Consider the following 23,684-nt stretch of genomic DNA (forward strand, 5'->3'; position numbering starts at 1 on the left):
CATCGTGCTGCGGAACGGGTCGGTGGAAGGACGGCGCATGCGGCAGGCGGGACCAGATTCGCCGCGGCATCGCGACGCGAAGGGATGGCGCGAGGCTAGCCGGGCGCCCATGCGGCCGGCGTCAACGCAGCGGCGCGGACGCAGCTGAACCGCGCCGCCCGCGCGTTCATCCTTGTCCCGTTCCCGTCTCACCCGCTGAGACGCGCGCCTCCCACCCTGCCGCGATGGAAACTGCCCGCAAACTGTCCATCCTCGCCGACGCCGCCAAGTACGACGCGTCCTGCGCGTCCAGCGGCGCAGGCCGGCGCGACTCCTCGCGCAGCGGCGGGATCGGCAGCACCGAGGGCATGGGCATCTGCCACAGCTATACGCCGGACGGCCGCTGCGTGTCCCTGCTCAAGATCCTGTTGACCAATTTCTGCGTGTACGACTGCGCGTACTGCGTGAACCGCGTGTCGAGCAACGTGCCGCGCGCGCGGTTCACGGTCGACGAGGTCGTCCGGCTCACCCTGGACTTCTACCGGCGCAACTACATCGAGGGCCTGTTCCTCTCCAGCGGCATCATCCGCAGCGGCGACTACACCATGGAGCAGCTGGTGGAGGTCGCGCGCCGCCTGCGCGAGGAGCACCGCTTCGCCGGCTACATCCACCTCAAGACCATCCCCGAGGCCTCGCCGGAGCTGCTGGCCGCTGCAGGCCGCTACGCGGACCGGCTGTCGATCAACGTCGAGCTGCCCACCGAGCAGGGCCTGGCCGCCCTGGCGCCTGAAAAGCAGCTGCCCGCCATCCGCGGCGCGATGGGCGAGCTGCGCTGGCGGATCGAGGAATCGAAGCAGGCGCGCAGGGCCGCGACCGGCACCGCCTCGGTCGCCGGCGCGCCGCGCCGGCGTGCGCCCCGTTTCTCGCCCGCCGGCCAGAGCACCCAGATGATCGTCGGCGCCGATGGCGCCGACGACCGCACCATCCTGTCGATGGCCGACAACCTGTACGGCAACTACCGGCTGCGCCGCGTCTACTACTCGGCCTTCAGCCCGATTCCCGACGCCAGCAGCAAGCTGCCGCCGCGGGCGCCGCCGCTGCAGCGCGAGCACCGCCTGTACCAGGCCGACTGGCTGCTGCGCTTCTACGACTACCGCATCGAGGAGATCGCCGACGGGCGCGGCGACGGCATGCTCGAGCTCGACGTCGATCCCAAGCTGGGCTGGGCGCTGCGCCATCCCGAGCGTTTCCCGGTCGATCTCAATTCCGCGGCCAGGGAACTGCTGCTGCGGGTGCCGGGACTGGGGCTGAAGAACGTCGAGCGCGTGCTGGCCGCACGCCGCCACGGCCGCCTGCGCGTGGCCGACCTGGCGCGCCTGCGTGCGCCCCTGTCGAAGCTGCTGCCCTTCGTCCAGCTGGCCGACCACCATCCGCGCCGCGCGCTCGACGACCCGCAGGCGTTGCGCGCGAAGCTGGCGCCGCCGCCGCGGCAGGGGTCGCTGTTCGACGCGGCCGCCTGATGGCGCGCTGGACCGCCCGCGTCGATCCGCCCTGGGACGTCGGCGCCTGGCGCGACATCGCGCGCCACGGTCTGCAGGCTCGGGTGCCGCCCGAGGACATCGACTGGCAGGACGGCGACGCACCCGCCGCGCTGCTGGCGGCGCCGGACCTGCGGGATGCGCCGGCGGCGAACGCCACCCCGCGCGCCTCCAGCGCCCTGCTCGGCATCGCCGGGGACGTGCTCTGCCATCGCGACCCGCAGCGGCTGGGGCTGCTGTACCGGCTGCTGTGGCGGATCAACCACGGCGAGCCGACCGTGCTCTCCAATCCCGCCGATGCCGACGTGCGCCGCGCGCAGGCGCTGGCCCAGGCCGTGCGCCGCGACGCGCACAAGATGAAGGCCTTCGTGCGCTTCCGCGCCGTGCCGGGCGATGGCGAGGCGTTCATCGCCTGGTTCGAGCCCGGGCACCGCATCGTCGACCGCGTGGCGGCGTTCTTCGCGCGTCGTTTCGCCGGCATGCGCTGGGCGATCCTGACGCCCTACCGCAGCGCGCGCTGGGATGGCGAGGCGCTGGCCTTCGGCGACGGCGCGCTGCCGTCCGACGCACCGCCCGACGACGCGCACGAGGACCTGTGGCGCACCTACTACGCGCACATCTTCAACCCGGCGCGGCTCAACCCGCGGATGATGCGCCAGGAAATGCCGGTGAAATACTGGAAGCACCTGCCCGAGGCGCAGCTGCTGCCCACCCTGGTGCGCGAGGCCGGCACGCGCGTGCGCGAGATGGCCGAGCGCGAGGCGCAGGCGCCGCGGCGCCGGATCCCCGTCCGCGCCGAGCCGCCGAGGATCGCGCCCGTGCATCCCGGTGCGGTGCCGCAGCTGCAGGACGCGCCCGACCTGTGCTCGCTGCGCGAAGCCGCGCGCGGCTGCCGCGCCTGCCCGCTGTGGGAGCCGGCGACGCAGACGGTGTTCGGCGAAGGCCCGGTGGATGCACGCGTGCTGCTGCTGGGCGAACAGCCGGGCGATACCGAGGACCTGACGGGCCGCCCGTTCACCGGTCCTGCCGGCCAGCTGCTCGATCGCGCGCTGGCCGAGCTCGGGCTCGAGCGCGGAAGGTTCTACCTCACCAACGCGGTCAAGCACTTCCGCTTCGAACGGCGCGGCAAGCGCCGCCTGCACCGCAATCCCGAGGCGACGCAGGTCGAAGCCTGCCGCCCCTGGCTGGCGCGCGAGATCGAGGCGGTGCGGCCGGAGGCGATCGTCTGCCTCGGCGCGACCGCGGCCATGTCCCTGCTCGGCCGCGGCGTGCGGCTGATGGAGGAGCGCGGCCAGTGGCGGAAACTGCACGACGGCACGCGCGCCCTGCTCACCGTGCACCCGGCCTGGGTGCTGCGCCAGCAGGAGGCCGCGGCACGCGAAGCGGCCTACCGGGGCTTCGTCGCCGACCTCGCCGCGCTGCGCCAGCATCTCGACGCCCGCCCCGCGAGCGCCTGACAGCGCCGCAGGCGACCGGCTACCGCCGCGACCCGATGTGCGGTAGCGTCGCCCGCGGGCGACATCGAGGCGGCGTGCATGGGCGACGACGGCGCAACACGGGAGTTCCTGGTGCTTTCGCGGGGACAATGGCGCCGCGACGCCGCGCCCGAGGAGATCCAGGCCGCGATCGACGGCTTCTACGACTGGCTCGACGCGCGGATCGCGGCGGGCCACATGGTGACCGGGCACCGGCTGGCGCGCGAAGGCGCCACCATCTACGCCCGCGGCGTCGCGCTCGACGGCCCGTTCGGCGAGACCAAGGAGCTGGTCGGCGGCTACTGGTTCGTGCGGGCGCCGTCGCTCGCCGAGGCCGCGGCCCTGCTGTCGGACAGCCCCACCCTGCCCCTGGGCCTGTTCTACGAGCTGCGTCCGCTGGAACACGAACGCGCCAGCGCGTGGGCGCGCACCAACGAGACGCCGGACTGAACCGCGTGCTTCGGCTTGCTTCCACCCGACGGATGCGCCGCCCATGAGTCCGCAGCGCAAACGCACGCCGCCCGATACCAGCGAAGCAGTCGACGCGCTGATGTCCGCGCTGGAGCATCCGCACAAACCGGCCGTCGAAGCGCTGCGCCGGGCCATCCTCGCCGCCGATGCGGCCATCGCCGAAGGCGTGAAGTGGAACGCGCCGAGTTTCCGCACCCACGAATACTTCGCCACCGTGCACTTGCGTGCGAAGAACGGTGTCGCGCTGATCCTGCATCGCGGCGCGAAGGTGCGCGCCCTGCCCGGAAACGGCCTCGCCATCGACGATCCTGCGGGGCTGCTGCACTGGCTGGGCGCCGATCGCGCCCAGGTCGCGTTCGCCGGCGTCGACGACGTGGAGCGTCGCGCGCCGGCGCTGCAGGCGCTGCTGCGCCAGTGGATCGCCGCACTCTGAGCGCGACGCCGCCGCGCGATGCGGCGGTCACCGCGCGCGTGTACCGCACTGCCGGACCTTCGATATCCGGGCCTGCGCGCCTGCCGATGGTCATTGGCGCAGGCGGCACGTCTTCGGCCACACTCTGCGCCCAGTCCCGCCCGCCACCGGTGCCCGCTGCATGTCCCTGACTTCGCCGCTGTTCATCACGTTCGCCGCCTACCTCCTGCTGATGGTCGGCCTGGGCTTCGTCGCATGGCGCCGCACCCGCACCTTCGACGACTACATCCTGGGCGGGCGTTCGCTGGGCAGCTACGTCACCGCGCTGGCGGCGGGCGCATCGGACATGAGCGGCTGGCTGATGATGGGCCTGCCCGGCGCGCTGTACCTGGGCGGCGCCTCGGAAAGCTGGATCGCGATCGGCCTGGTCATCGGCGCCTGGGCCAACTGGCGCTTCGTCGCCGGCCCGCTGCGCGTGTACACCGAGCGCACGAAGAACGCGCTCACCCTGCCCGACTATTTCACCCACCGCTTCGAGGACGGCAGCCGCCTGCTGCGCATCTTCTCGGCGCTGGTGATCCTGGTGTTCTTCGCCATCTACTGCGCCTCGGGCGTGGTGGCCGGCGCGCGCCTGTTCGAGAGCATGTTCGGACTGCCCTACGGCCAGGCCATGCTGTGGGGCGCGGCGGCGACGATCGTCTACACCTTCGTGGGCGGCTTCCTCGCCGTGAGCTGGACCGATACCGTGCAGGCCACGCTGATGATCTTCGCCCTGCTGCTGGTGCCGGTCTTCGCCATCGTCGGCGCCGGCGGGCCTGCCGAGGCCCTCGCCGTGGTCGAGCAGGTGGATCCGACGCGGCTGGACTGGTTCGGCACGGGTGGCGCCATCGCCATCGTCTCGCTGCTGGCGTGGGGGCTGGGCTACTGCGGCCAGCCGCACCTGCTGGCGCGCTTCATGGCCGCCGACAGCCTGGCCACCATCCCGCGCGCGCGGCGCATCGCGATGACCTGGATGATCCTGTGCCTGGCCGGCGCGCTGGCCACCGGCTTCTTCGGCATCGCCTGGTTCGCCATCCATCCCGAACACGCGGGCCCGGTGGACGCCAATCCGGAGCGCGTGTTCATCGCGCTGTCGGAGCTGCTGTTCAACCCGTGGATCGCCGGCGTGCTGCTGTCGGCGATCCTGGCCGCGATCATGAGCACCCTGGCCGCGCAGCTGCTGGTGTGCTCCAGCGCGCTCACCGAGGATTTCTACCGCGGCTTCCTGCGCCCGCGCGCCGGGCACGGCGAACTGGTCTGGGTCGGCCGGGCGATGGTGCTGTCGGTCGCGCTGCTGGCGATGTGGATCGCGCGCGATCCCGAATCGCGCGTGCTCGGCCTGGTGGCCTATGCCTGGGCGGGTTTCGGCTCGGCCTTCGGCCCGGTGGTGGTGCTGTCGCTGTTCTGGCAGCGCATGACCCGCAACGGCGCGCTGGCCGGCATGCTGACCGGAGCAGTGGTGGTGATCGCGTGGAAGCACACCGGCAGCGCGCTGTACGAGATGGTGCCGGGCTTCCTCTCGGCCACCGTGGCGATCGTGGTGGTCAGCCTGCTCGGTCCGGCGCCCTCGCAGCAGATGCGGGCGCGCCACGAGCAGGTGCGCGCGACGCTGCGCGAGCAGGGTTACTGAGCGACGGACGCCGCGCGCCCCGCCGGGCGGCGGCGGTGCGGGCAGGCGGCTCAGCGGGCGGTGAAGCCGCCGTCCACCAGGTGGTAGCTGCCGGTGACGAACGAGGCATCGTCCGAGAGCAGGAAGCAGGTCAGCGCCGCCACCTCGTCCGGCGTGCCCAGCCGGCCGACTGGATGCAGCCCGACCAGGCCGTCGTAGACGCTGCGGTCCAGGCCTTCCAGCAGCGGCGTGTCGATGAAGGCCGGGCCCACGGCGGTGACGCGGATGCCGCGGGTGGCGTATTCGATGGCGGTGGTCTTCGTCATGCCCAGCAGCGCGTGCTTGGCCGCCACGTAGGGCAGCGAGCCGCTCCAGCCGACGCTGCCCAGGATCGAGGCCATGTTGACGATCGCCCCGCCGCCGGCGGCCAGCATCGCCTCCAGCTCGTACTTCATCGAATACATCACGCCGTGCAGGTTGACGTCGATGACGCGGTGCCAGTCGTCCAGCGGATACTCGGCGGTGGGATGGCTGGGCCCGCCGATGCCGGCGTTGTTCACCGCCAGGTGCAGCGCGCCGAAACGCTCCACCGTCGCCTCCACCATCCGCTGCACCGCGGCCGCGTCGGCCACGTCCACCTGCACCGCGATCGCCTCGCCCAGCTCGCCGGCCAGCGCCTGCGCGGCGTCGAGGTTGTAGTCGGCCACCGCCACCTTCGCGCCGCCCGCGGCCAGCTGCCGGCACACCGCCGCGCCGATGCCCGAGGCGCCCCCGGTGACGATCGCCACCTTGCCCATGAAATCCCGTGCCATGCATCGTCTCCTTGGTCCGGTGGGCCGATGATGGGCCCGGCGCCGTGAGCGTACATTGATCGCGATCAGCCACGGAGCCCGCGCATGGACATCCGCCTCCAGCGCGCCTACGAACCGCCCGCGCGCGACGACGGCGCGCGCATCCTGGTCGAGCGGCTGTGGCCGCGCGGGGTGAGGAAGGAGGCGCTGGCGCTGGACCTGTGGCTGAGGGACATCGCCCCCAGCCCGGCGCTGCGCACGTGGTTCGCGCACGAGCCCGCGCGCTTCCCCGGCTTCATCGAGCGCTACCGCGGCGAGCTGGAGGCGAACGCGGACGCGGTGGGCGAACTCGAGGCCTGGCTGCGCAGGGGCCGCACCACCCTGGTCTATGCCGCGCGCGATCCGCAGATGAACAGCGCCCGGGTGCTGCGCGACTGGCTGCGATCGCGCTGACGTCCTGCCGTCAGTCGGCCAGCACCTGCGCCGCGTCGACCACCTCCACGCCCTGCAGCTGCCCCAGCAGGCGGTCGAACCAGGCCTTGTGCGAGGCGCCGACGACCGACAGCACGCGCGCGCCGGGACGTTCGCGGAAGGTGGCGCCGATGTTGGCGACCATGCGCAGGTTGCGCAGGTCCCAGCCGGCAACGTACTGGCGGCCGAAGCGCTGCGGCGAGTCTTCGGCCAGCGCGAGCGCGAAATCGCAGCGCATCGGCATGCGCTGGTAGGCGGCGCTGTTGGTGTGGCGGTACAGCGCCAGCAGGTCGGGCGCCTGGCGCAGTTCGCGGTCGCGCGCGCGCAGCGCCGCGCATTCGGGGGGCGCGCTGTTCCAGGCGCCGCGGATCGCAGTGGCGAAGCCGTCCACGTCGTCGATACGCAGGTTGTCGCCGGTGTGGTCGTCCACCGGGTACACGCGCTGCAGGCCCAGGCGCACGGCCAGCGCGGCGGCGATCACGGTGTTCTCGCTGCTGGACGCCGCGCGTTTGCGCAAGGTCTGGACCAGCGCATCGTCGAGGCCGTCGCCGGTGCGGCGTTCGGCTTCGGGCAGGTGCAGCCACTGCACCAGGGCCGAGGTGGGATCGCCCGCGGCCAGGAACGTCGCCGCCAGGCGCCGGCGCTGCGCGGGAGCGGGCGTCTGCGGCCAGGCCGCGAGCTGCGCCTCCACCGACGCCAGCGCGGCGGGCACGTCGAGGCCGGTGGTGGCCTGCGCCGGTGCCGTGTCCGGACAGTAAGTGAGATTGCCCTCGACGTCGTAGGCCGCGGGATGCCGGCGCATCATGTCGCAGGTTTCGCCGGGCATCGATTCCACGGTGATCACCTGCGGATCGAAGCGGGCCAGTCGCTGCAGCAGCGGTTCGATCGCATCGGCCGTCACCGGCCCGCCCTCTTCCTGCGCCAGGTGCACGCTGCCCAGCACCAGCACGCGCGTGGGCGGTCCCGCAACGCCGGCTGGCGGCGTGGTGACGGCCGTCTGCTGGGCGTACAGCGGGGCGGCGGCCAGCAGCATCGCGGCCAGCAGGGAAGCTCGCATCGCATGTCTCCGGTCGCTGCGGAGGCGCCATCACACGCGATCGCATCGGTGCCGGCATGGCCGGTTGGTCACCCTGACCATCGGCGCAGGCGCCTTGCGCGCCTGCGCGATGAGGGTCCGCGACCTTGCGCAGACCCCGCCGTCGCCTCAGAAGTCCCAGCGCGCGGCCAGCGTGACCGGTACCGAGAAGCGGCTGCCGGTGTCGTTGATGCTGCCCAGGCCCAGCCCGCCGATGGCGCTGTCGTCGTCCTTCAGGTCACCGGTGTAGCGCAGGCCGCCGGTCAGGGTGACGCTGAAGGTTTCGCCGGCGGGGATGATCACGCCCACGTCCAGGCCGGCGGTGGGCGACCAGCCCGAGTCGAAGAACGGCGCGTTGGCGATGGTGATGCCGCCATCGGGAATCTCGAAGGTGGCGCTGATCGCATCGGTGCGGGTCGCGCCCACGCGCGCCGCCACGAACGGACGCGCGGTGCCGGCGGTGCCGAAGTACCAGCGGTAGCCGAGCTCGGCCGACAGCGCCTCGTAGGCGCTGAAGCTGCCGTACACCGGCAGCTCCGCATCGAGCGCCGGGACGTAGGCCCCGCCGACCTGCAAGCTGCCCCGGCCGGCGCGCGTCTGGCGCACCTGGCCGAACAGCTCGCGGTTCTCGTCGAAGGCGTATGCGAACTCCAGGCCGTAGGTGTCGGCGAGGTCGTAGATGCGGTCGTGGCTGCGCGCGCCGATGCGCAGTTCGGCCGACACGCCGGCCAGGGCCGGGTTGAGCGGGCCGAGGTCGGGCACCGGCGCCACGGCGCCATCGTGCACGTCGCCGCTGAGCGGCACGTCGACGCCGCCGATCACCGACATGGACAGGCGCCCCGGCTCGGGGCCGGCGGCGTGGACCGAGGTGGCGAGCAGGGCGGAGGCGGGGAGGATCAGCCAGGTACGCATGGGACAACTCCGGATTGGGGACAGGGCGACGTCAGTGCTGACGACCCCGCCTCATACGCGCCTGCGGCCCGGCCGGATGCACCGGACCCTGGAAAATCTTGTCCATGATTCGTACAACTTAACGATTGACTAACATGTAACAGCGCGCTGTCTAGCGTCTGCCCCGACCGATCCGGGAGCCACGCACATGGACGCCGACCCGCCCACCGCTTCGCCGCAGGCCGCCCTGCCCGACTGGGCGGCGGTGATGCGCCGCATCGCCGGCGGCGATGCCCTCGCCTTCCGCTGCCTGCACCAGCACTTCGCGCCGCGCCTGCACCGCTACCTGCTGGGCCTGGGCGCGCCCGCCGCGCGGGTCGAGGACCTGGTGCAGGAATCCATGCTGCGGGCCTGGCGCGCGGCGCGCATGTTCGACCCGGGCCGCGCGGGCGCGGCCACCTGGCTGTACCGCATCGCCCGCAACGTCCACATCGACAGCCTGCGCCGCGGCAGCGCCGTGGTCTGCGGCGAGGAGCTGCCCGAACACCTCGCCTCCGCGCTGCACGAGGGCGGCGACGGCGCCAGCGCGCCCGAGGCCTATGTCGACCAGCTCGGCCTGGGCCGCGCCATCGCCGCCCTGCCCCCCGTGCAGGCGCGGCTGGTGCGCATGTCCTTCCTCGAGGCGCGCAGCCACAGCGAGATCGCCAGCGAACTGGGCATGCCGCTGGGCTCGGTGAAGTCCTCGCTGCGGCGCGCGTTCAGCCGGCTGCAGCGTGGCCTGGGCGCGGCGGCGGCCTGAGCCGCTCAGGGCAGGATCCGCACCGGCAGGTCGGTCGAGCCGGTCGCGCGGTTGCCGGCCGCGTCCTCGCCGTGCGCGCGCACGATGTAATCGCCCGGCGGCAGTGCGCCCGGCTGCCAGGCATCGACCGCCGCCTCGTCGCCGCGCACGCGGTTGCTGGCCACGTACAGGAAGCGCGTGCGCGCGGCGCCGTGCACGGTGATGCCGCTGTCGGCGGCGTAGGCCAGCTTCACCGCGCCCGGATCGGCCGGCATGCGCGAGAAGTCCAGCTGCATCGCCGGCTGCTCGAAGCCGGGGACCGGGCGGCCGTCGGCGCCCAGCACCTGGTAGCCGACCCGGTGCAGGCCCAGCCGGCGCCGCGGCAGGTTGCCGTCGACCTGGTCCCAGGCCTCGACCACCACCTGCACGCCGCCGCCAGCGCGCGGCACGAGCACCCGCCCCTCTTCGCGTGCCGACAGCGGCCGGCCGGCGCTGTCGAGCAGGCTGACGTGGTCGATGCGCGGCGGCACCCCGTCGCTGAAGTTGCGCAGGCCGAGCCGGATCGCATTGTGCTGGTGGCCATAGGGCCCGACGATCAGGTGGGTATGCGCCTGCGCGTTGACCGTGCCCAGCGCGTCGCCCGGGGCGAAGCGCGTGCCGCGCATGATCCGCACCGACGCGGCGCGGCCGCCCTCGTCGCGGTCGATCAGGAACCGCGCGGGGTCGAGGTTGCGCCCCTGCGCCGTGCGCCCGGCGCGCAGGTGCAGGTAGGTGAGCTCGTCGACGCTGATGCCCTCGGCCTGGCCGCCGAAGCTGAAGGCGGCCAGCGGACTGGTCACCTTGCCGCCGGCGAGCGACAGCACCGGCGTGCCGACGTCGGCACGCACGTCCAGGCCGTTGTGCAGGTGGCTGCGGCTTTCGCCGCTGAAGTTGCCGCGCACCTCGCCCAGGGTGCCGACCACCTCGTGCCAGCCGTCCTGCGGCGCGAACGGCCAGCGCTGCGCGGTGTCGGGCAGCACGCGCGCGGGCGAAGGGCCAATCGGGCCGTTGCCGGGCGCGCCGGCCGCGCGCGGTGCGATGCGATGCAGGCGATGGCCCGCCGCATCGGCCAGCAGCAGGCTGCCGTCGATCTCGAGCCACAGCCCGGCGGGACGCGCGAACCAGGGCACGCCACCGCCGGCCAGCACGCGCGAGCGGCCATCGGCCGAGACCTGCAGCACGCGCCCGGGCGACAGCTCGGACACGTACAGCACACCGTCGTGGCTGGCGGCGAGCGCCAGCGGGCGCGACGGCTCGGGCGCGTCCCAGGCCGCCGCGCGCCAGGTGTGGACCGCGCCCGCCGCATCGATCCAGCGCAGCGCGCGGTTGCCGGTATCGGCAATCCACAGCCTGCCGTCGCCTGTCGCGGCGATCGCGGTAGGCGTGTCGAAGCGCGCGGCCTCGCCGCGTCCGCCGGCAAGGCCGGGGACATCGCCGCCGGCGAGCGTGCGCACGCGGCCATCGGCTTCGATCACGCGGATGCGGTCGTTCCAGGTGTCGGCCACGTACACGCGCCCGCCGGCATCCACCGCCACGCCCATCGGCGCGCGAAACTGCGCCAGCGCGCCTTCGCCGTCGCGAAAGCCGGGGATTCCGGTGCCCGCCAGCGTGGTCACCCGGCCATCGCGCGAGATCCTGCGGATCGCGTGGTTGCCGGTATCGGCCACGTAGAGGTTGCCCAGGCGGTCGATGGCCAGCGACGAGGGCGTGTGGAACTTCGCCGCCGCGCCGATGCCGTCGGCGAAGCCTTCATCCGAGCCTGCGAACGTGCTCACGCTGCCGTCGGGCGCGATGCGGCGGATGCGGTTGGCCTCGCCGCCGTCGGCCACGAACAGGCTGCCGTCCGGTCCGCGCACCAGGCCCCAGGGTTCGTCGAAGCGCGCCTGCAGCAGGTGCCCGTCGCGCAGGCCGCGGTGGCCGTCGCCGGCCAGCGGCGAGATGCGCGGCTGCCAGTCGAACGAGGTGGCCGGCAGGGTCGGCGGCGGCCCGCGCCACCAGTGGTAAAGCGGCCGCCAGAGGAAGGTCAGCGCCAGCGCCGCGACGGTCAGCGTCGCCACTGCCAGCAGCGCGCGCCGCGCGCCCGGCCGCACGCGGCCGGTGCGCCGGTTCAATCCAGCACGCGGCAGAACACCGCCTTGAGATAGCGCGATTCCTGTACGTGGGCCATGAACGGATGGTCGGCGCCGGCGCCGGAGATCTTCAGCACCTGCACCGTGCGCCCGGCGTAGAACGCGGCGCGGCGCAGCATGTCGAGGAACTGCTCCTCGCTCACCAGGCCTGTGCACGAGAACGTGGCCAGCAGCCCGCCGGGCTTGACCACGCCCAGCGCCAGCTTGTTCATGTCGAGGTATTTCTTCAGCGCCGGGATCACCTGGTCGCGGTCGCGCGTCATCTTCGCAGGATCGAGGATGACCACGTCGTACTGCTCGCCGTTATTGGCCGCGTCGCGCAGCCACGGGAAGATGTCGGCCTGCACGAAACGCGGGCGCACGTTGTTGAGCTTCGCGTTGCCGCGCGCGATCTCCAGCACTGCGTCGTCGATATCGATGCCCACCACCTCGGCCGCGCCGCGCACCGCGGCGTACACGCCGAAGCCGCCGGTGTTGCAGCACAGGTCGAGTACGCGCTTGCCGGTGCAGCGGTGCGACAGCCATTCGCGGTTGTCGCGCTGGTCGGCGAAGAAGCCGGTCTTGTGCGCGCCGGCCGGATCGGCGCGGAAGCGGATGCCGTTCTCGGTGATGATCGCGGCTTCGGTGCCGCTGGTTTCGCGGAAGTCGAACGACTCCTGCTTCTGCACGTGCTCGTCGGCGAAGCCGTGGAAGCGGCAGCCCGGGAACTGCTCGCGCAGCGCGGCATGGATCCACTCGCGGTGGCGGAACATGCCGGCGCTGAAGTACTCGACCACCAGCAGGTCGTCGTAGCGGTCGACCACCAGGCCGCTCAGGCCGTCGCCTTCGCTGTGCACCACCCGCCAGGCGTTGCTGGTCTCGTCCAGGCGCAGCACCTCGCGCCGCAGGCGCACGGCCTCGGCGATCTTGCGCGAGAACCAGGCGGCGTCCACCGCCACGTCCGGATCGGTTTCGAGGATGCGCAGGGCGATGCGCGAATGGCCGTTGTAGAAGCCGCGCCCGATCCACACGCCATCCATGCCGACGATATCGACGATGGTGCCGGGCCTGGGCCGCTGGGCGGGCTTCTCGACCAGTTTCTGGAAGATCCAGGGGTGGTTGGAGCGCCAGGCGTTCCTGAGGCGGACGGTGGGGAGGGCTTCGTTCATCCGCACAGTTTATCCGCCCCGTTGACCGCGCCGCCGGCACGCCGCCACAATGCGCGCCGAAGGGGAGTAGCTCCCAGCGCGACGGCCGTCATTTCGAGCAGCGATGCTCCGGTCCCGCGGCAGCCCAGAGGGCTGTGAGCAAGACCTTCGCCGCGATGGCGAAGGTGCGTCCCCGGATCTCCGAGCAAGGGTTCCGAGCCGCCTGCGTCCGCGGCCGTTCTTTCCCCCTGCCCGGATGACCCGATGGAAACGATAGGCAACGTATGGCTGTGGGCCGGCTTCTCCGGCCTGGTCCTGGTCGCGCTGATGGTGGACCTGGTGCTGATGCGCCACGGCGGCGCGCACAAGGTGACGTTCAAGGAGGCGGCGTGGTGGAGCCTGGGCTGGGTGGCCCTGGCGCTGGCCTTCAACGCGGCCCTGTGGTGGTACGTCGGCGAGGCGGCCGGGCCGGACGAGGCGCGGCGCGTGGGCCTGGAGTTCCTCACCGGGTACCTGGTGGAGAAGGCGCTGGCGGTCGACAACATCTTCGTGTTCCTGATGTTGATGGGCTACTTCGCGGTGCCCGAGGAACAGCGCCAGCGCGTGCTGGTGATCGGCATCCTGCTGGCGATCGTGCTGCGCGCGATCCTGATCTTCGCCGGCGCGGCGCTGATCGCGAACTTCCACTGGATGCTGTACGTGTTCGGCGCCTTCCTGCTGCTGACCGGCGTGAAGATGTGGTTCGCCGCCGGCAAGGAACCCGATCTGGAGAAGAACCCGGTGCTGCGCTGGCTGACCGCGCACGTGCCGTTCGTGCGCCGCTACCACGGCGGCGCGCTGTGGCTGGGCCGCGGCAGCCGCCGCAAGTTCACCCCGCTGTTCATCGTGCTGGTGATGATCGGTATCACCGACGTGATCTTCGCGGTGGACTCGATCCCGGCGATCTTCGCCATCACCACCGACCCCTTCATCGTGCTGACCTCGAACGTGTTCGCGGTGCTGGGCCTGCGCGCGATGTTCTTCCTGCTGGCCGGCATGGCCGAGCGCTTCCACCTGCTGCCCTACGGACTGGCGGTGGTGCTGGTCTTCATCGGCGCGAAGATGCTGCTGATCGACGTGTACAAGATCCCGGTGCTGTGGTCGCTGGGCACGGTGGGAGCGATCCTGGCGATCACCGTGGCCCTGAGCCTGGCGCGGCCGCCGAAGCCCGCCGCCGGCTGACGTTCGCTGACGCCGCATTGGCGCACCCCCTCTTCGGCCAGCCGAGGAGGGAGCAGACCGCTCGCACCGCCGCGCGTTGCCCCCTCCCCCGCCTGCGGGGGAGGGCCGGGGTGGGGGCAACAGGTCGCGACCGTTCCTGCCGCGCGTTTGCGCGCGCCCCATCCCGACCTTCCCCCGCAAGCCGGGGAAGGAGCCAGAGCGGCGACGTGAGTTGAGGATCACGTACCCGGGATCCGCCAGTCCCTGCCCCCTCCCCCGCCTGCGGGGGGGGGGGTGGGGCGACAGGTCGCGACCGCCCTGCCGCGCTCGCGCGCGCCCCCATCCCAACCTTCCCCCGCAAGCGGGGAAGGAGCAGAGCGGCGACATGGGTTGAGGATCATGTACCCGGATGCGCAGTTCCTGCTCCCTCCCCCGCCTGCGGAGGGCTGGGGTGGGGGCGACAGGTCGCGACCGTCCCTGCCGCGCGTTCGCGCGCGCCCCCATCCCAACCTTCCCCCGCAAGCGGGGGAAGGAGCAGAGCGGCGACGTGGGTTGAGGATCACGTACCCGGATCCGCCAGTTCCTGCCCCCTCCCCCGCCTGCGGAGGGCTGGGGTGGGGGCGACAGGTCGCGACCGTCCCTGCCGCGCGTTCGCGCGCACCCGATCCCAACCTTCCCCCGCAAGCGGGGGAAGGAGCAGGGCGGCGACGTGGGTTGAGGATCACGTACCCGGCTCCGCCTGTTCCTGCCCCCTCCCCCGCCTGCGGGGGAGGGCTGGGGTGGGGGCGACAGGTCGCGACCGTCCCTGCCGCGCACTCGCGCGCGCCCCCATCCCAACCTTCCGCCGCAAGCGGCAAGGAGCAGGACGCCGCCCGCCGCTGCCGCCGCTCCACCCTTGCATCCACCCATTCCGCCGCCACCCTTGCCGGATGTACCTGCCTACCCCCGACGACCCGATCGATCCCGAAGCCCAGCGCGCCATCGACCGGCGGCGACTGGGCAACGCACTCAAGGGTGCGATCGCATTCGTCCTGCTGCTGCTCATCGTGTTCGGCCTGCAGGGCATGGGCGATTACCACGCCTTCGCGGTGGGCGCGGGCACGCTGCAGGGCCTGCCCGGCATCCTCACCGCGCCGCTGCTGCACGGCTCGCCCGAACACCTCATCGCCAACGCCTCGGCCCTGCTGATCCTCGGCACCCTGGCGCTGGCCGTCTACCCGCGCGCCACCGTACGCGGCCTGCCGCTGATGTGGCTGGGCTCGGGCCTGGGCGCCTGGGCGCTGGGCGATCCGGGCTCGTTCCACCTCGGCGCCAGCGGCCTCACCCACGGCCTGATGTTCCTGGTGTTCGTGCTGGGCCTGCTGCGCCGCGACCGGCCCTCCATCGCCGCCGGCATGATCGCCTTCCTGTTCTACGGCGGCATGCTGCTGACCGTGCTGCCGCAGGAGCCGGGCGTGTCCTGGCAATCGCACCTGGGCGGCGCGCTCGGCGGCGCGCTGGCGGCGTGGCTGCTGCGCCGCGCCGATCCGCTGCCGCCGCGCCGCCGCTACAGCTGGGAGATCGAGGAGGAGGAAGCCGAACGCGCCGCGCAGGCCGAGCGCGATACCTTCGAGCCCGGCTCGCCGCGCGACGTGCCGGTGCTGTGGCGGCGCGATGCCAGCGAAGAGGAACGCGGCGTGGTGCTGCCGTTCCGGCGGCGGGACGAGTAGGCGCGGCGCTCTCCCGCAGGTGCCCGCGTTCGCGTGCCGTCGACGCCAGACAGGCGATCTTCGGGCCTGAGCACCATCGTGCGACAAACCCCGCGAGGCAACCGGATGCGCCACCTGGACAGGGCCACCCTGGATCACCAGCTCGACCAGCTTGCGGCGCATCTGCCCGAACTCATCGCCGACACCGAACCCGAGCGCCTGATGAGCACCTTCAACGGGATTGCCGACGAGATTCTGGAGCATGCCGCGCCCGAAGACTGCCCGCACGTGGACGCGCGCATCAACTGCATGCTGCACGAGGCCGGTCTGGTCCCCGGCGAAGACGATGAGCCGTGCGATGCGCGATGAGGGTCGCGACTGCGGCATGCCGGGCGCCTTACAGGTGCGCCCGACCCCGTAGTTGCCGTACGGTGTCGCCTCCCGGACTGGAGGCGACGGCATGCAACGACGCTGGTGGCGGTTGGCCCTGTGTCTCGCGGCATTGGCGATGGCATCGACCGCGGCGATGGCCGCGCAACCGCCCCGCGCACCCCGCGTGATCGCCTACGTACTCGACCGCGGCGCGCCGCTGCCGCAGGTCGATGTCGACAGGCTCGACACCGTGATCTATTCCTTCGCCGTGGTCGACGACGCGCACCGCGTGCATCTCCCGCGCGCGGGCATGGGCGAGCGCCTGTCGCAGCTTGCGCGCCAGCGTGACGACGCCGGCCGACCGCAGGTGCTGCTGGCGATCGGTGGCTGGGGCGCGGGCAACTTCTCCGAGGCCGCCGCCAGCGCGCACGCGCGCCGCACCTTCGCCCAGACCGCGGTGGAGCTGGTGCGCCGGCACGATCTCGATGGCCTCGACATCGACTGGGAATATCCCGCCGTCGGCGAGGCGGGCATCAGCCATTCGCCCGCGGACCGCGGGAACTTCCCGCTGCTGCTGCAGGCGCTGCGAGAAGAGCTCGACACGCTGGCCACCGAGACCGACCGGCACTACCGGCTCACCATCGCCGCCGCCGACGGCGATGCCGCGCAAGGACTGGACTTGCCGCGCATCGTGCCCCTGGTCGATGCGATCCACCTGATGACCTACGACTTCTTCGGCTCGCCGCGCAAGCCGACCGGCCACCACGCCGGGCTGTTCCGCTCCGCCGGCGCGACCAGCGCGCAGGATCGCGATACCGCGCGCGCCATCGACGAGTTCCTCGCCGCTGGCGTGCCCCCGGCCAAGCTGGTGCCGGGCGCGGCCTTCTACGGCAAGAAGTTCCGCGCCACCACCGCGGACAACGCCGGCCTGCACCAGCCCTTCGAAAGCGAGATCGGCTTTTTGACCTGGCGCGAGCTGCGCGATGGCCCACTCACCGATGACGCGTTCGAACGCCATCGCGATCCGCAGGCGCAGGCGCCATGGCTCTGGAACCCGGCCACGCGAGAGTTCATCAGCTACGAGGATCCCGAGTCGATCCGCGCCAAGGCCGCCTTCGCCCGCGAGCGCGGACTGGGCGGGCTGATGTTCTGGGAGCTGGGCGGCGACGACGCGGACGGCAGCCTGCTCGACGCGATCCACGAAGGCCTGCACGGAGCGACGCACTAATCCACCTTGCGCGCCGCGAGGCGCGCCAGCCGCGGCGGACGCTACACTCCGGCCATGCGCACCGCCGCCGCCCTGCTCTCCTGCCTGCTTGCGGCCTGCGCCAGCACAGGAGGCGCGATGCAGTCCACGGCCGAACGGGTCGATTCGATGATGGCCGACTACACCGGCCGAGTCCCCGGTGCCGCCGTGCTGGTGCTTCGCGATGGCGAGCCCGTCGTGCGCAAGGGCTACGGCCTGGCCGACCTCGAGCAGGGCACGCCGGTCACGCCGGACACGCGCTTCCGCCTGGCCTCGGTGAGCAAGCAGTTCACCGCTGCGGCGATCCTGCTGCTGGTGCAGGACGGCAGCCTGTCGCTGGACGACCCGCTGCGCCGCTGGCTGCCCGGCCTGCCGCAGGCCACCGACGGCATCACCCTGCACCACCTGCTCAGCCACACCTCCGGCCTGGTCGATTACGAAGACCTGCTGCCGCCCGACGTCGACGGCCAGGTGCAGGACGCCGATGTGCTGGGCCTGCTCGAAGGCGTGGACCGGCTCGACTTCGCGCCCGGCAGCCGCTATCGCTACAGCAATAGCGGCTACGTGCTGTTGGGCCTGGTGGTGGCCCGCGCCTCAGGCCGCGACTTTCCCACCTTCCTGCACGAACGCATTTTCCAGCCGCTGGGCATGGGCGCCGTGGCCCGCGTCGATGGCGGCCCGCCGGTGCCGCATCGCGCCTGGGGCTACAGCCACAGCGACGGCAACTGGACCCGCACCGACCAAAGCCCCACCAGCGCCACCCTCGGCGACGGCGGCATCTACGCCTCGATCGACGACCTGGCGAAATGGAACGCCGCCCTCGACGACGACCGCCTGCTGCGCGCCGATCTGCGCGCGCTCGCCTTCATCGCCCACACCACCACCGACGAAGCCGACGTGGACGGCTACGGCTATGGCTGGCGCCTGCACGCCAGCGCGCATGGCCCGCTGCAGTGGCATTCGGGTGAGAGCATCGGGTTCCGGAACGTGCTGCTGCGCTGGCCGGAGCAGCGGCTGACGGTGGTGGTGCTCAGCAACCGGAATGATCCGGAGCCGTACGGATTGGCGCGACGACTTGCCGAAGCGATTGAGCCGGGTTCCGAGAAGTAAGGCCACCCGCTCCAGGGCAGACTCGCCGCGGTCCGCAGAACAAACCGAGTCTTCTTAGTCAGTAGGTGGCTATTTGGGGATTAATTCCCTCCGTCCCCTTTTACCGCTGCCCTCGCGCGCGATGACAAGGGATCGGCCGCGTGGAGACTGGGGCAGATGATCGCAGTGCGGTGCATCGGGACAGCCGCTGGTGAACCTCTCACGCCACGATCTGCACGATATCCCCCGCATCCTTCGCGTACTCCAGCGCATACGCCAGTTCCGCCGCCGTCTGCGCATGCAGCTCCAGCAGCGGCTGTCCACGCGCAACCTCGTCGCCCAGGCGGACCAGCAGGCGGACGCCGGCGGCCGCGCTTTCCGGCGCGCCGGCGAGCTTGGCCAGGCGCGAGAGGCGGCGGTTGTCGATGTGCACCGCGCGGCCGCCATGGGTGGCGACCAGCGGCGCCACGCAGGGGGCGACCGGCGGGGTGCGCATGCCGCCCTGCGCTTCGCAGATGCGGACGAAACGGTCCCAGGCGCGGCCGCTGTCGAGCGTGTCCAGCGCCAGCCGCGTGCCCGTGCCTTCGGCGGCGACGCCGCCGAGTTCGAGCACCACGCCGGCGATGTCGGCGGCACGCTCGCGCAGGTCCACCGGGGCACCGGCTTCGCAGCGCAGCACCGCCAGCACGTCGTGCGCCTCCAGCGCGGGGCCGATGCCGTGGCCCACCGGCTGCGCGCCGTCGGTGAACATACAGCGCACCAGCAGGCCGAAATGGGCGCCGGTGGCCTCCATGCGCGCGGCCAGGTGGCGGGCGGCCTCGGGGCTGCGAATCTTGGCGGTGGGCCCGACCGGGATGTCGATGGCCACGTGGGTGGCGCCGGCGGCGATCTTCTTCGACAGCACCGAGGCGATCAGCTGGCCTTCGGTGTCGATGTCCAGCTCGCGCTCGATGCGCACGAAGATGTCGTCGGCCGGGCTCAGGTGCATCGCCCCGCCCCAAGCCAGGCAACCGCCTTCGCGCTCGACCACGCGCCGCAGGGTGGGCAGGTCGAGGTCGACCGGCGCCAGCGTCTCCATGGTGTCGGCGGTGCCGGCCGGGGAGGTGATCGCGCGCGAGGAGGTCTTGGGCATGACCAGGCCGTTGGCCGCGGCGATGGCGACCACGATCGGCGAGGTGCGGTTGCCGGGCAGGCCGCCGACGCAGTGCTTGTCCACCACGCTCGGCGACGGCCACGACAGGCGATGGCCGACCTCGACCATGGCGCGGGTGAGGTGCACGGTCTCCGCCGCGTCCATCGGCAGCGCCGCGGTGGCGGTGAGGAAGGCGGCCAGGTGCACGTCGGTGTAGCGGCCCTGGACCACGTCGCGCACGATGGCGTCGATCTCGGGCGCGTCGAGGCGCCGGCCGTACACGCGGCGGCGCACGCTGGCCAGCGATTCGAGCACCGGCGGGTGGCGCACCTGCACCGGGTCGCCCTCGGCCAGGCCCAGCGCGGTCCAGGCCGCTTCCGACAGGGCCACCTGGTCGAGCGGGAAGCGTTCGTCGTCGGTCTGGTAGAGCAGCGCCTGCACCTGCCGCTCGCCGGACACCAGCAGCACCTGGCTGCGGGGCGACAGTCCTTCCGACCGGCAGACATGGCAATCGCTGCGCATCACCACGATCGGCTGGTGCGCGGCATGCAGCTGCATGCGCAGGGCGCGCAGCGGCGGCAGTGCGGGGCCGGGCGTGACCGCGCTCATGGGGCCGCGGCCTGCAGCGCGCGCGGATCGCCGCGGCCGTCGAGCGCATCGCGCAGCGGCGGATCGAGCACGGCCTCGCGCGACCAGCCCGCGACAGTGGCACAGGCATCGACCGCATGCGCCCAGGTGCAGCGGTTGGCGAACAGCATGCCGGGCACGTCGAGCGTGCCGCCGCGGCTGATGTAGCCCAGCGCGCGCGTGCGCGCCGGGCCTGAGTCGATGCGCCGGAGCACGCCCAGCATCGGCTCGGGCCGGGTGTGGCTGAGGAGGACGCGCGGCAGCTGCGGCGGGAACAGCGCCTGCACCCTGGCGTCGTCGGCCACGAACGACGCTTCGATGGCATCGCGCGGCATGCGCAGGCGCCCGGGCTCGAGCACCACGCTCACGCAGGCGCGATGTCCGCGTTCGGCCAGGTGGCGCTGCGCGGCGAGCGCGGCGTCGAGCTGGTAGGCGCCGATCGCCACCAGCTGCACTTCTGCATCGGCCGGGTCGCCGACGAGATGGCCGGCACCATCGCGCACCAGCCGCTGCGCGGCGGCGGCATCGAAGCGTTCGTCGACCTCGCGCTTGGACACCACCACGCAGGCCAGCTGGCCGCGTCCGGCGTAGACATCGCGCAGCGCGGCGACGGCGGTGTTGCCGTCCACGGGAAACAGCACGCGCGCGGTGTCGGACATCTCGCCCAGCAGCGCTTCGCCGATGGTGGGGTCCTGGTGCGACTGCTCGTTCTTGCTGTTCTCCCAGGTGTGCGAAGTGACCACCAGCGGCACCGGCAGCCAGCGCGGCGGCCGTCCGGTCTCGCGCTGGCGGCGGGCGAAGATCGCTTCCTGGCGCAGCAGCCCCAGCATCTTCACCGCGAACGCCTCGTAGCTGACGATCAGGTTCAGGCCGCCCTTGTTGGCCAGCGCGGCGGCCGCCACCGCCTCCTCGTTGAGCGCGGTGATGACCGCGCCCTGCAGGTCCTCGGCGACGCCCGGCTCGGGCGCATTGACCCTGTGCTTGAGCCGCTGCAGGGTGCCGCCCATCTTGTTGCTGGCCAGCTCGTCGGGATTGCCGATGCGCACGCGCAGGCCGGGGTTGGCCTCGACCAGGGCCACGAACCAGCGATCGAGCGCGGCCATCGCGCTGGCCTTGCCGCCCGGTGCCGCCCAGACAGGCTCGGGCAGCGTCGGCGCGGGCGGATCGCGATGCGCCATCGGGTGCGCGCTCTCCTTCGCGCGGCCCTGCGCGTCGTGGCAGACGAAGGTGGCGAGCGCGGTGTCCAGGTCGTCGCCGGGCACGAACAGCGCGGCCGCGCCGCGGTTGAAGGCCTCGCGCGCGTCGGCCTCGTGGTGCGGGTTGCCGTCCAGCGGCAGGTTGTGCGCGGCATTGCGGCCGGCGCCGGGGAAACCGAAGCCCTTCTCGGTCTCGGCGATCACGTAGGGCAGGCGCGCGGGATAGCGGCGCTGCGGGTCGGCGGCGAAGGCATGCAGCGCGTCCTCGGCCTCGACGATCGCGCAGGCGATGGCGGCGGGGTCGCGGCCGTCGACGATCACCGGATCGAAGCCGTTGTGGCGCACGTCGCCGGCCAGCCAGGCCGCACCGCCTTCCTGCACGATCTGGGTGCGCTGTTCGATGCGGCGGCCGTTGAGGATCATCACCGGGATGGCGGCGCCGCTGTCCTCGGCGCGCCACCAGCGCGGCGCCCAGTCCTGGCCGCGCTGTTCCTCGAACGCACCGTCGCTGAGGAAGGCCACCACGCTCTCGCCCGGCAGCGGCATGTGCACGTACTGCAGGCCGGCGAAGCCGAGGTAGCCGCCTTCGCTCACCGCGCCGGCGGTGTCCGGGCCGGCGTGGCTGCCCAGCGGTGCGGCGGGGCGGCCGTCCGGGCCGATCGCATACGAATAGAAATCGGCGACCAGGCGCGAGAGGCCTTCGGCGCTGCGGTCGTAGCGGCCGCGCTGGTTCGGCGAGACATCGCCGGTCAGCGCGTTCACCGCCTCGATCGCGGCCACGCAGTGGCCCTGGCCCATGATCCAGCCGCGGGTGCGGCCGGTCAGCGCATTGGCCAGCAGGTAGCCGACGAAGCCCTGCACCATGTTGAGCGAGCCGCCGGTGTGGCCTTCGGGCACGGGCTTGAAGTCGTCGGCGGCCAGCGGCGTGCCGGACAGGTCGATGCGCCGTGCGTAGGTCATGTGCGCGACCACGTTCATGGCCACGCAGGCCAGGCGGTCGGCGGCGGCGAGCAGGGCGTAGGCGGCATCCATCGAGGCGATGCGGCCGTCGTCCTGCAGCCGCGCGACCAGGGCATCGACGCGGTCGACGGTGTCGTCGCGGTGGACGATGGGGCCGTGGCCGGCGAGCCAGCGGGCGCGTGCGGTGTCGGTGCTCATGGGTCCTCCCTCTGTGCGACGGTCCTCGTTGCCTGGATCAATCCCGCAGGTCGCGCTGCAGTGCATCGGCCAGCAGCGGCGCCAGCGCGATGCCGTTGCTCGGATGCGGCACGGAATCGGTGGAACTGATGCGGGCAAACAGCGGCGCGAGTGCCTCGAAGGCGCCGTCCGCGAACAGCGCGTGCACCACCACGCATTCGGCCCTGGGCAGCCCCTGCGCCGCCAGCCCGCGCGCGGCCTCGGCCAGGGTGCGGCCGGAGGAGGCGATATCGTCCACCAGCACCGGGGTGCGGTCGCGCCAGCGCGACAGGTCGGGCACGTCGATCCGCACGCTGCGGTCGCCCAGCCGGGTCTTGCGCAGCACCACGTGCGGCGCGCCGATGCGGGTCGCGATGGCGCCGGCCCACTGCTCGCTCTCCGCGTCGGGGCCGACCACCAGTGGCGCGGCCACGTGCGCGGCGATCCAGTCGGCCAGCAGCGGTGCGGCCTGCAGGGTCGCGGTGGGCATGGTGTAGATCGCCGACAGCGCCGCGTACCGGTGCAGGTGCGGGTCGACCGTGAGCAGGCGGTCGAAGCTCGACGACAGCAGCCGCGCGAAGCTGCGCGAGCTGATGCACTCGCCGGGCTGGAAGCGGACGTCCTGGCGCATGTAGGCCAGGTAGGGCGCGACCAGGGTGACTTCGGTCGCACCGAGTTCGCGCGCGGCGTCGGCGGCGAAGACCAGGCCGAGGAAGCCGGGGTCCGGGCGCGCCAGCGTGCAGACCAGGTCCACCGGCCGTCCGGCCGGATCGCCATGCAGGCGCACGTAGCTCTCGCCGTCGGGGAAGCGCCGGGTCTCGACCCGCCCGGCCTCGCCGTCGCAGGCCTGCGCCAGCGCGGCGGCCAGCGCCTCGTTGCCGGGCATCGGCAGGATCAGCCGGCGCATGCGTCCACCTCCATGGCCAAGGCCCGGTTCACAGCCGCACCTTGTCGAGGATGATCAGCACCGAGACCGCACCAGCCAGCGCCAGCACCAGCACGCCGGCCCAGGCGCTGCCGACCCCGCCGCGCCTGCGCAACAGCAGGTTGAGCAGGCCCACCGCCAGTACCGGCGCGACCAGCACCAGCACCAGCATCTTCCAGATCGAGGCGTCGAGTCCAAGCAGCATCGGC

21 protein-coding genes are annotated in these 23,684 nt (G+C 72.5%); 12 read left to right on the forward strand and 9 right to left on the reverse strand.

The annotated features are described in order from the left end of the window. Nucleotides 1–224 precede the first annotated feature (224 nt). The 5 genes from ACFQ2D_RS11715 (at nt 225) to putP (ending at nt 5,544) form a co-directional block, all read left to right on the forward strand. A complete protein-coding gene (locus tag ACFQ2D_RS11715) occupies nt 225–1,499 on the forward strand; it encodes a putative DNA modification/repair radical SAM protein (protein WP_386795655.1) in 1,275 nt (424 codons plus the stop codon). Next, nucleotides 1,499–2,974, forward strand: coding sequence for a UdgX family uracil-DNA binding protein (locus ACFQ2D_RS11720; protein WP_280941153.1), 1,476 nt, complete (start codon nt 1,499–1,501; stop codon nt 2,972–2,974). Before ACFQ2D_RS11715 ends, ACFQ2D_RS11720 begins: the two co-directional genes overlap by 1 nt. Before the next feature lie 78 nt (nt 2,975–3,052). After that, nucleotides 3,053–3,442 carry a YciI family protein gene (locus tag ACFQ2D_RS11725; RefSeq protein WP_280941154.1) on the forward strand — a complete coding sequence of 130 codons (390 nt, stop codon included), beginning with the start codon at nt 3,053–3,055 and terminating at the stop codon, nt 3,440–3,442. Nucleotides 3,443–3,485: 43 nt separating this feature from the next. Continuing rightward, nucleotides 3,486–3,896: a DUF1801 domain-containing protein gene (locus ACFQ2D_RS11730; protein ID WP_280941155.1), complete on the forward strand. Its 411-nt coding sequence runs from the start codon at nt 3,486–3,488 to the stop codon at nt 3,894–3,896. Between the two features lie 160 nt (nt 3,897–4,056). Continuing rightward, on the forward strand, nt 4,057–5,544 hold the full coding sequence (gene putP, locus ACFQ2D_RS11735) for a sodium/proline symporter PutP (protein WP_280941156.1): 1,488 nt from the start codon (nt 4,057–4,059) through the stop codon (nt 5,542–5,544). Between the two features lie 50 nt (nt 5,545–5,594). Here the strand turns inward: putP and ACFQ2D_RS11740 are convergent, their stop codons facing one another. Next, nucleotides 5,595–6,335, reverse strand: a complete 741-nt coding sequence (locus ACFQ2D_RS11740; RefSeq protein WP_280941157.1) for an SDR family NAD(P)-dependent oxidoreductase — start codon at nt 6,333–6,335, stop codon at nt 5,595–5,597. 84 nt (nt 6,336–6,419) lie between these two features. On the opposite strand from ACFQ2D_RS11740, the gene ACFQ2D_RS11745 reads away from it, so the two are divergent. Continuing rightward, nucleotides 6,420–6,767, forward strand: coding sequence for a DUF488 domain-containing protein (locus tag ACFQ2D_RS11745; RefSeq protein ID WP_280941158.1), 348 nt, complete (start codon nt 6,420–6,422; stop codon nt 6,765–6,767). A 10-nt stretch (nt 6,768–6,777) separates the two neighbouring features. Here the strand turns inward: ACFQ2D_RS11745 and ACFQ2D_RS11750 are convergent, their stop codons facing one another. Together ACFQ2D_RS11750 and ACFQ2D_RS11755 are read right to left on the reverse strand one after the other, a co-directional pair. After that, complete coding sequence (locus ACFQ2D_RS11750; RefSeq protein WP_280941159.1) at nt 6,778–7,842, reverse strand: DUF5694 domain-containing protein; 1,065 nt, start codon at nt 7,840–7,842, stop codon at nt 6,778–6,780. A gap of 147 nt (nt 7,843–7,989) precedes the next feature. Further along, nucleotides 7,990–8,772 carry a hypothetical protein gene (locus ACFQ2D_RS11755; RefSeq protein WP_280941160.1) on the reverse strand — a complete coding sequence of 261 codons (783 nt, stop codon included), beginning with the start codon at nt 8,770–8,772 and terminating at the stop codon, nt 7,990–7,992. Nucleotides 8,773–8,959: 187 nt separating this feature from the next. Between ACFQ2D_RS11755 and ACFQ2D_RS11760 the strand changes: the two genes are divergently transcribed. Continuing rightward, nucleotides 8,960–9,550 carry a sigma-70 family RNA polymerase sigma factor gene (locus ACFQ2D_RS11760; RefSeq protein ID WP_280941161.1) on the forward strand — a complete coding sequence of 197 codons (591 nt, stop codon included), beginning with the start codon at nt 8,960–8,962 and terminating at the stop codon, nt 9,548–9,550. Nucleotides 9,551–9,555: 5 nt separating this feature from the next. Here ACFQ2D_RS11760 and ACFQ2D_RS11765 read toward each other — a convergent pair whose 3' ends face one another. Both ACFQ2D_RS11765 and ACFQ2D_RS11770 read right to left on the reverse strand, forming a co-directional pair. Continuing rightward, a complete protein-coding gene (locus ACFQ2D_RS11765; protein ID WP_386795656.1) occupies nt 9,556–11,679 on the reverse strand; it encodes a gluconolaconase in 2,124 nt (707 codons plus the stop codon). Beyond that, a complete protein-coding gene (locus ACFQ2D_RS11770; RefSeq protein WP_280941162.1) occupies nt 11,676–12,845 on the reverse strand; it encodes a class I SAM-dependent rRNA methyltransferase in 1,170 nt (389 codons plus the stop codon). Before ACFQ2D_RS11770 ends, ACFQ2D_RS11765 begins: the two co-directional genes overlap by 4 nt. Before the next feature lie 243 nt (nt 12,846–13,088). On the opposite strand from ACFQ2D_RS11770, the gene ACFQ2D_RS11775 reads away from it, so the two are divergent. The 5 genes from ACFQ2D_RS11775 (at nt 13,089) to ACFQ2D_RS11795 (ending at nt 18,440) form a co-directional block, all read left to right on the forward strand. Beyond that, complete coding sequence (locus ACFQ2D_RS11775) at nt 13,089–14,045, forward strand: TerC family protein (protein WP_280941163.1); 957 nt, start codon at nt 13,089–13,091, stop codon at nt 14,043–14,045. A 908-nt stretch (nt 14,046–14,953) separates the two neighbouring features. Then, nucleotides 14,954–15,733 carry a rhomboid family intramembrane serine protease gene (locus tag ACFQ2D_RS11780; protein ID WP_280941164.1) on the forward strand — a complete coding sequence of 260 codons (780 nt, stop codon included), beginning with the start codon at nt 14,954–14,956 and terminating at the stop codon, nt 15,731–15,733. Nucleotides 15,734–15,838: 105 nt separating this feature from the next. Continuing rightward, a complete protein-coding gene (locus tag ACFQ2D_RS11785) occupies nt 15,839–16,081 on the forward strand; it encodes a hypothetical protein (protein ID WP_280941165.1) in 243 nt (80 codons plus the stop codon). A 91-nt stretch (nt 16,082–16,172) separates the two neighbouring features. After that, nucleotides 16,173–17,312: a glycoside hydrolase family 18 protein gene (locus ACFQ2D_RS11790; protein WP_386795657.1), complete on the forward strand. Its 1,140-nt coding sequence runs from the start codon at nt 16,173–16,175 to the stop codon at nt 17,310–17,312. Between the two features lie 54 nt (nt 17,313–17,366). Beyond that, nucleotides 17,367–18,440, forward strand: a complete 1,074-nt coding sequence (locus ACFQ2D_RS11795; RefSeq protein ID WP_280941167.1) for a serine hydrolase domain-containing protein — start codon at nt 17,367–17,369, stop codon at nt 18,438–18,440. A gap of 199 nt (nt 18,441–18,639) precedes the next feature. Here the strand turns inward: ACFQ2D_RS11795 and ACFQ2D_RS11800 are convergent, their stop codons facing one another. From ACFQ2D_RS11800 to ACFQ2D_RS11815, 4 genes are read right to left on the reverse strand one after another with little or no spacing between them, the layout of a single operon-like run. Beyond that, nucleotides 18,640–20,160 (reverse strand): thymidine phosphorylase family protein, encoded by a 1,521-nt coding sequence (locus ACFQ2D_RS11800; protein ID WP_280941168.1) that lies wholly within the window; start codon nt 20,158–20,160, stop codon nt 18,640–18,642. Continuing rightward, a complete protein-coding gene (locus ACFQ2D_RS11805; protein WP_280941169.1) occupies nt 20,157–22,532 on the reverse strand; it encodes a phosphoketolase family protein in 2,376 nt (791 codons plus the stop codon). Before ACFQ2D_RS11805 ends, ACFQ2D_RS11800 begins: the two co-directional genes overlap by 4 nt. Before the next feature lie 37 nt (nt 22,533–22,569). Further along, nucleotides 22,570–23,457, reverse strand: coding sequence for a ribose-phosphate pyrophosphokinase (locus ACFQ2D_RS11810; protein WP_280941170.1), 888 nt, complete (start codon nt 23,455–23,457; stop codon nt 22,570–22,572). A 28-nt stretch (nt 23,458–23,485) separates the two neighbouring features. Continuing rightward, nucleotides 23,486–23,680, reverse strand: a complete 195-nt coding sequence (locus tag ACFQ2D_RS11815) for a hypothetical protein (RefSeq protein ID WP_280941171.1) — start codon at nt 23,678–23,680, stop codon at nt 23,486–23,488. Nucleotides 23,681–23,684: the final 4 nt, after the last annotated feature.

This window comes from Luteimonas composti (genome assembly GCF_042678665.1).
GTDB classification, from domain to species: Bacteria; Pseudomonadota; Gammaproteobacteria; order Xanthomonadales; family Xanthomonadaceae; genus Luteimonas; species Luteimonas composti.

Bases quoted from the DNA above. Each gene is read 5' to 3' on its own strand.
- ACFQ2D_RS11750 (WP_280941159.1), bottom strand. From the start codon at position 7,842: ATGCGAGCTTCCCTGCTGGCCGCGATGCTGCTGGCCGCCGCCCCGCTG.
- ACFQ2D_RS11810 (WP_280941170.1), bottom strand. From the start codon at position 23,457: ATGCGCCGGCTGATCCTGCCGATGCCCGGCAACGAGGCGCTGGCCGCC.
- ACFQ2D_RS11795 (WP_280941167.1), top strand. From the start codon at position 17,367: ATGCGCACCGCCGCCGCCCTGCTCTCCTGCCTGCTTGCGGCCTGCGCC.
- ACFQ2D_RS11755 (WP_280941160.1), bottom strand. From the start codon at position 8,772: ATGCGTACCTGGCTGATCCTCCCCGCCTCCGCCCTGCTCGCCACCTCG.
- ACFQ2D_RS11800 (WP_280941168.1), bottom strand. From the start codon at position 20,160: ATGAGCGCGGTCACGCCCGGCCCCGCACTGCCGCCGCTGCGCGCCCTG.
- ACFQ2D_RS11715 (WP_386795655.1), top strand. From the start codon at position 225: ATGGAAACTGCCCGCAAACTGTCCATCCTCGCCGACGCCGCCAAGTAC.
- ACFQ2D_RS11770 (WP_280941162.1), bottom strand. From the start codon at position 12,845: ATGAACGAAGCCCTCCCCACCGTCCGCCTCAGGAACGCCTGGCGCTCC.
- ACFQ2D_RS11790 (WP_386795657.1), top strand. From the start codon at position 16,173: ATGCAACGACGCTGGTGGCGGTTGGCCCTGTGTCTCGCGGCATTGGCG.
- ACFQ2D_RS11780 (WP_280941164.1), top strand. From the start codon at position 14,954: ATGTACCTGCCTACCCCCGACGACCCGATCGATCCCGAAGCCCAGCGC.
- ACFQ2D_RS11805 (WP_280941169.1), bottom strand. From the start codon at position 22,532: ATGAGCACCGACACCGCACGCGCCCGCTGGCTCGCCGGCCACGGCCCC.
- ACFQ2D_RS11775 (WP_280941163.1), top strand. From the start codon at position 13,089: ATGGAAACGATAGGCAACGTATGGCTGTGGGCCGGCTTCTCCGGCCTG.
- ACFQ2D_RS11740 (WP_280941157.1), bottom strand. From the start codon at position 6,335: ATGGCACGGGATTTCATGGGCAAGGTGGCGATCGTCACCGGGGGCGCC.
- ACFQ2D_RS11725 (WP_280941154.1), top strand. From the start codon at position 3,053: ATGGGCGACGACGGCGCAACACGGGAGTTCCTGGTGCTTTCGCGGGGA.
- ACFQ2D_RS11785 (WP_280941165.1), top strand. From the start codon at position 15,839: ATGCGCCACCTGGACAGGGCCACCCTGGATCACCAGCTCGACCAGCTT.
- putP (WP_280941156.1), top strand. From the start codon at position 4,057: ATGTCCCTGACTTCGCCGCTGTTCATCACGTTCGCCGCCTACCTCCTG.
- ACFQ2D_RS11730 (WP_280941155.1), top strand. From the start codon at position 3,486: ATGAGTCCGCAGCGCAAACGCACGCCGCCCGATACCAGCGAAGCAGTC.
- ACFQ2D_RS11745 (WP_280941158.1), top strand. From the start codon at position 6,420: ATGGACATCCGCCTCCAGCGCGCCTACGAACCGCCCGCGCGCGACGAC.
- ACFQ2D_RS11760 (WP_280941161.1), top strand. From the start codon at position 8,960: ATGGACGCCGACCCGCCCACCGCTTCGCCGCAGGCCGCCCTGCCCGAC.
- ACFQ2D_RS11720 (WP_280941153.1), top strand. From the start codon at position 1,499: ATGGCGCGCTGGACCGCCCGCGTCGATCCGCCCTGGGACGTCGGCGCC.
- ACFQ2D_RS11815 (WP_280941171.1), bottom strand. From the start codon at position 23,680: ATGCTGCTTGGACTCGACGCCTCGATCTGGAAGATGCTGGTGCTGGTG.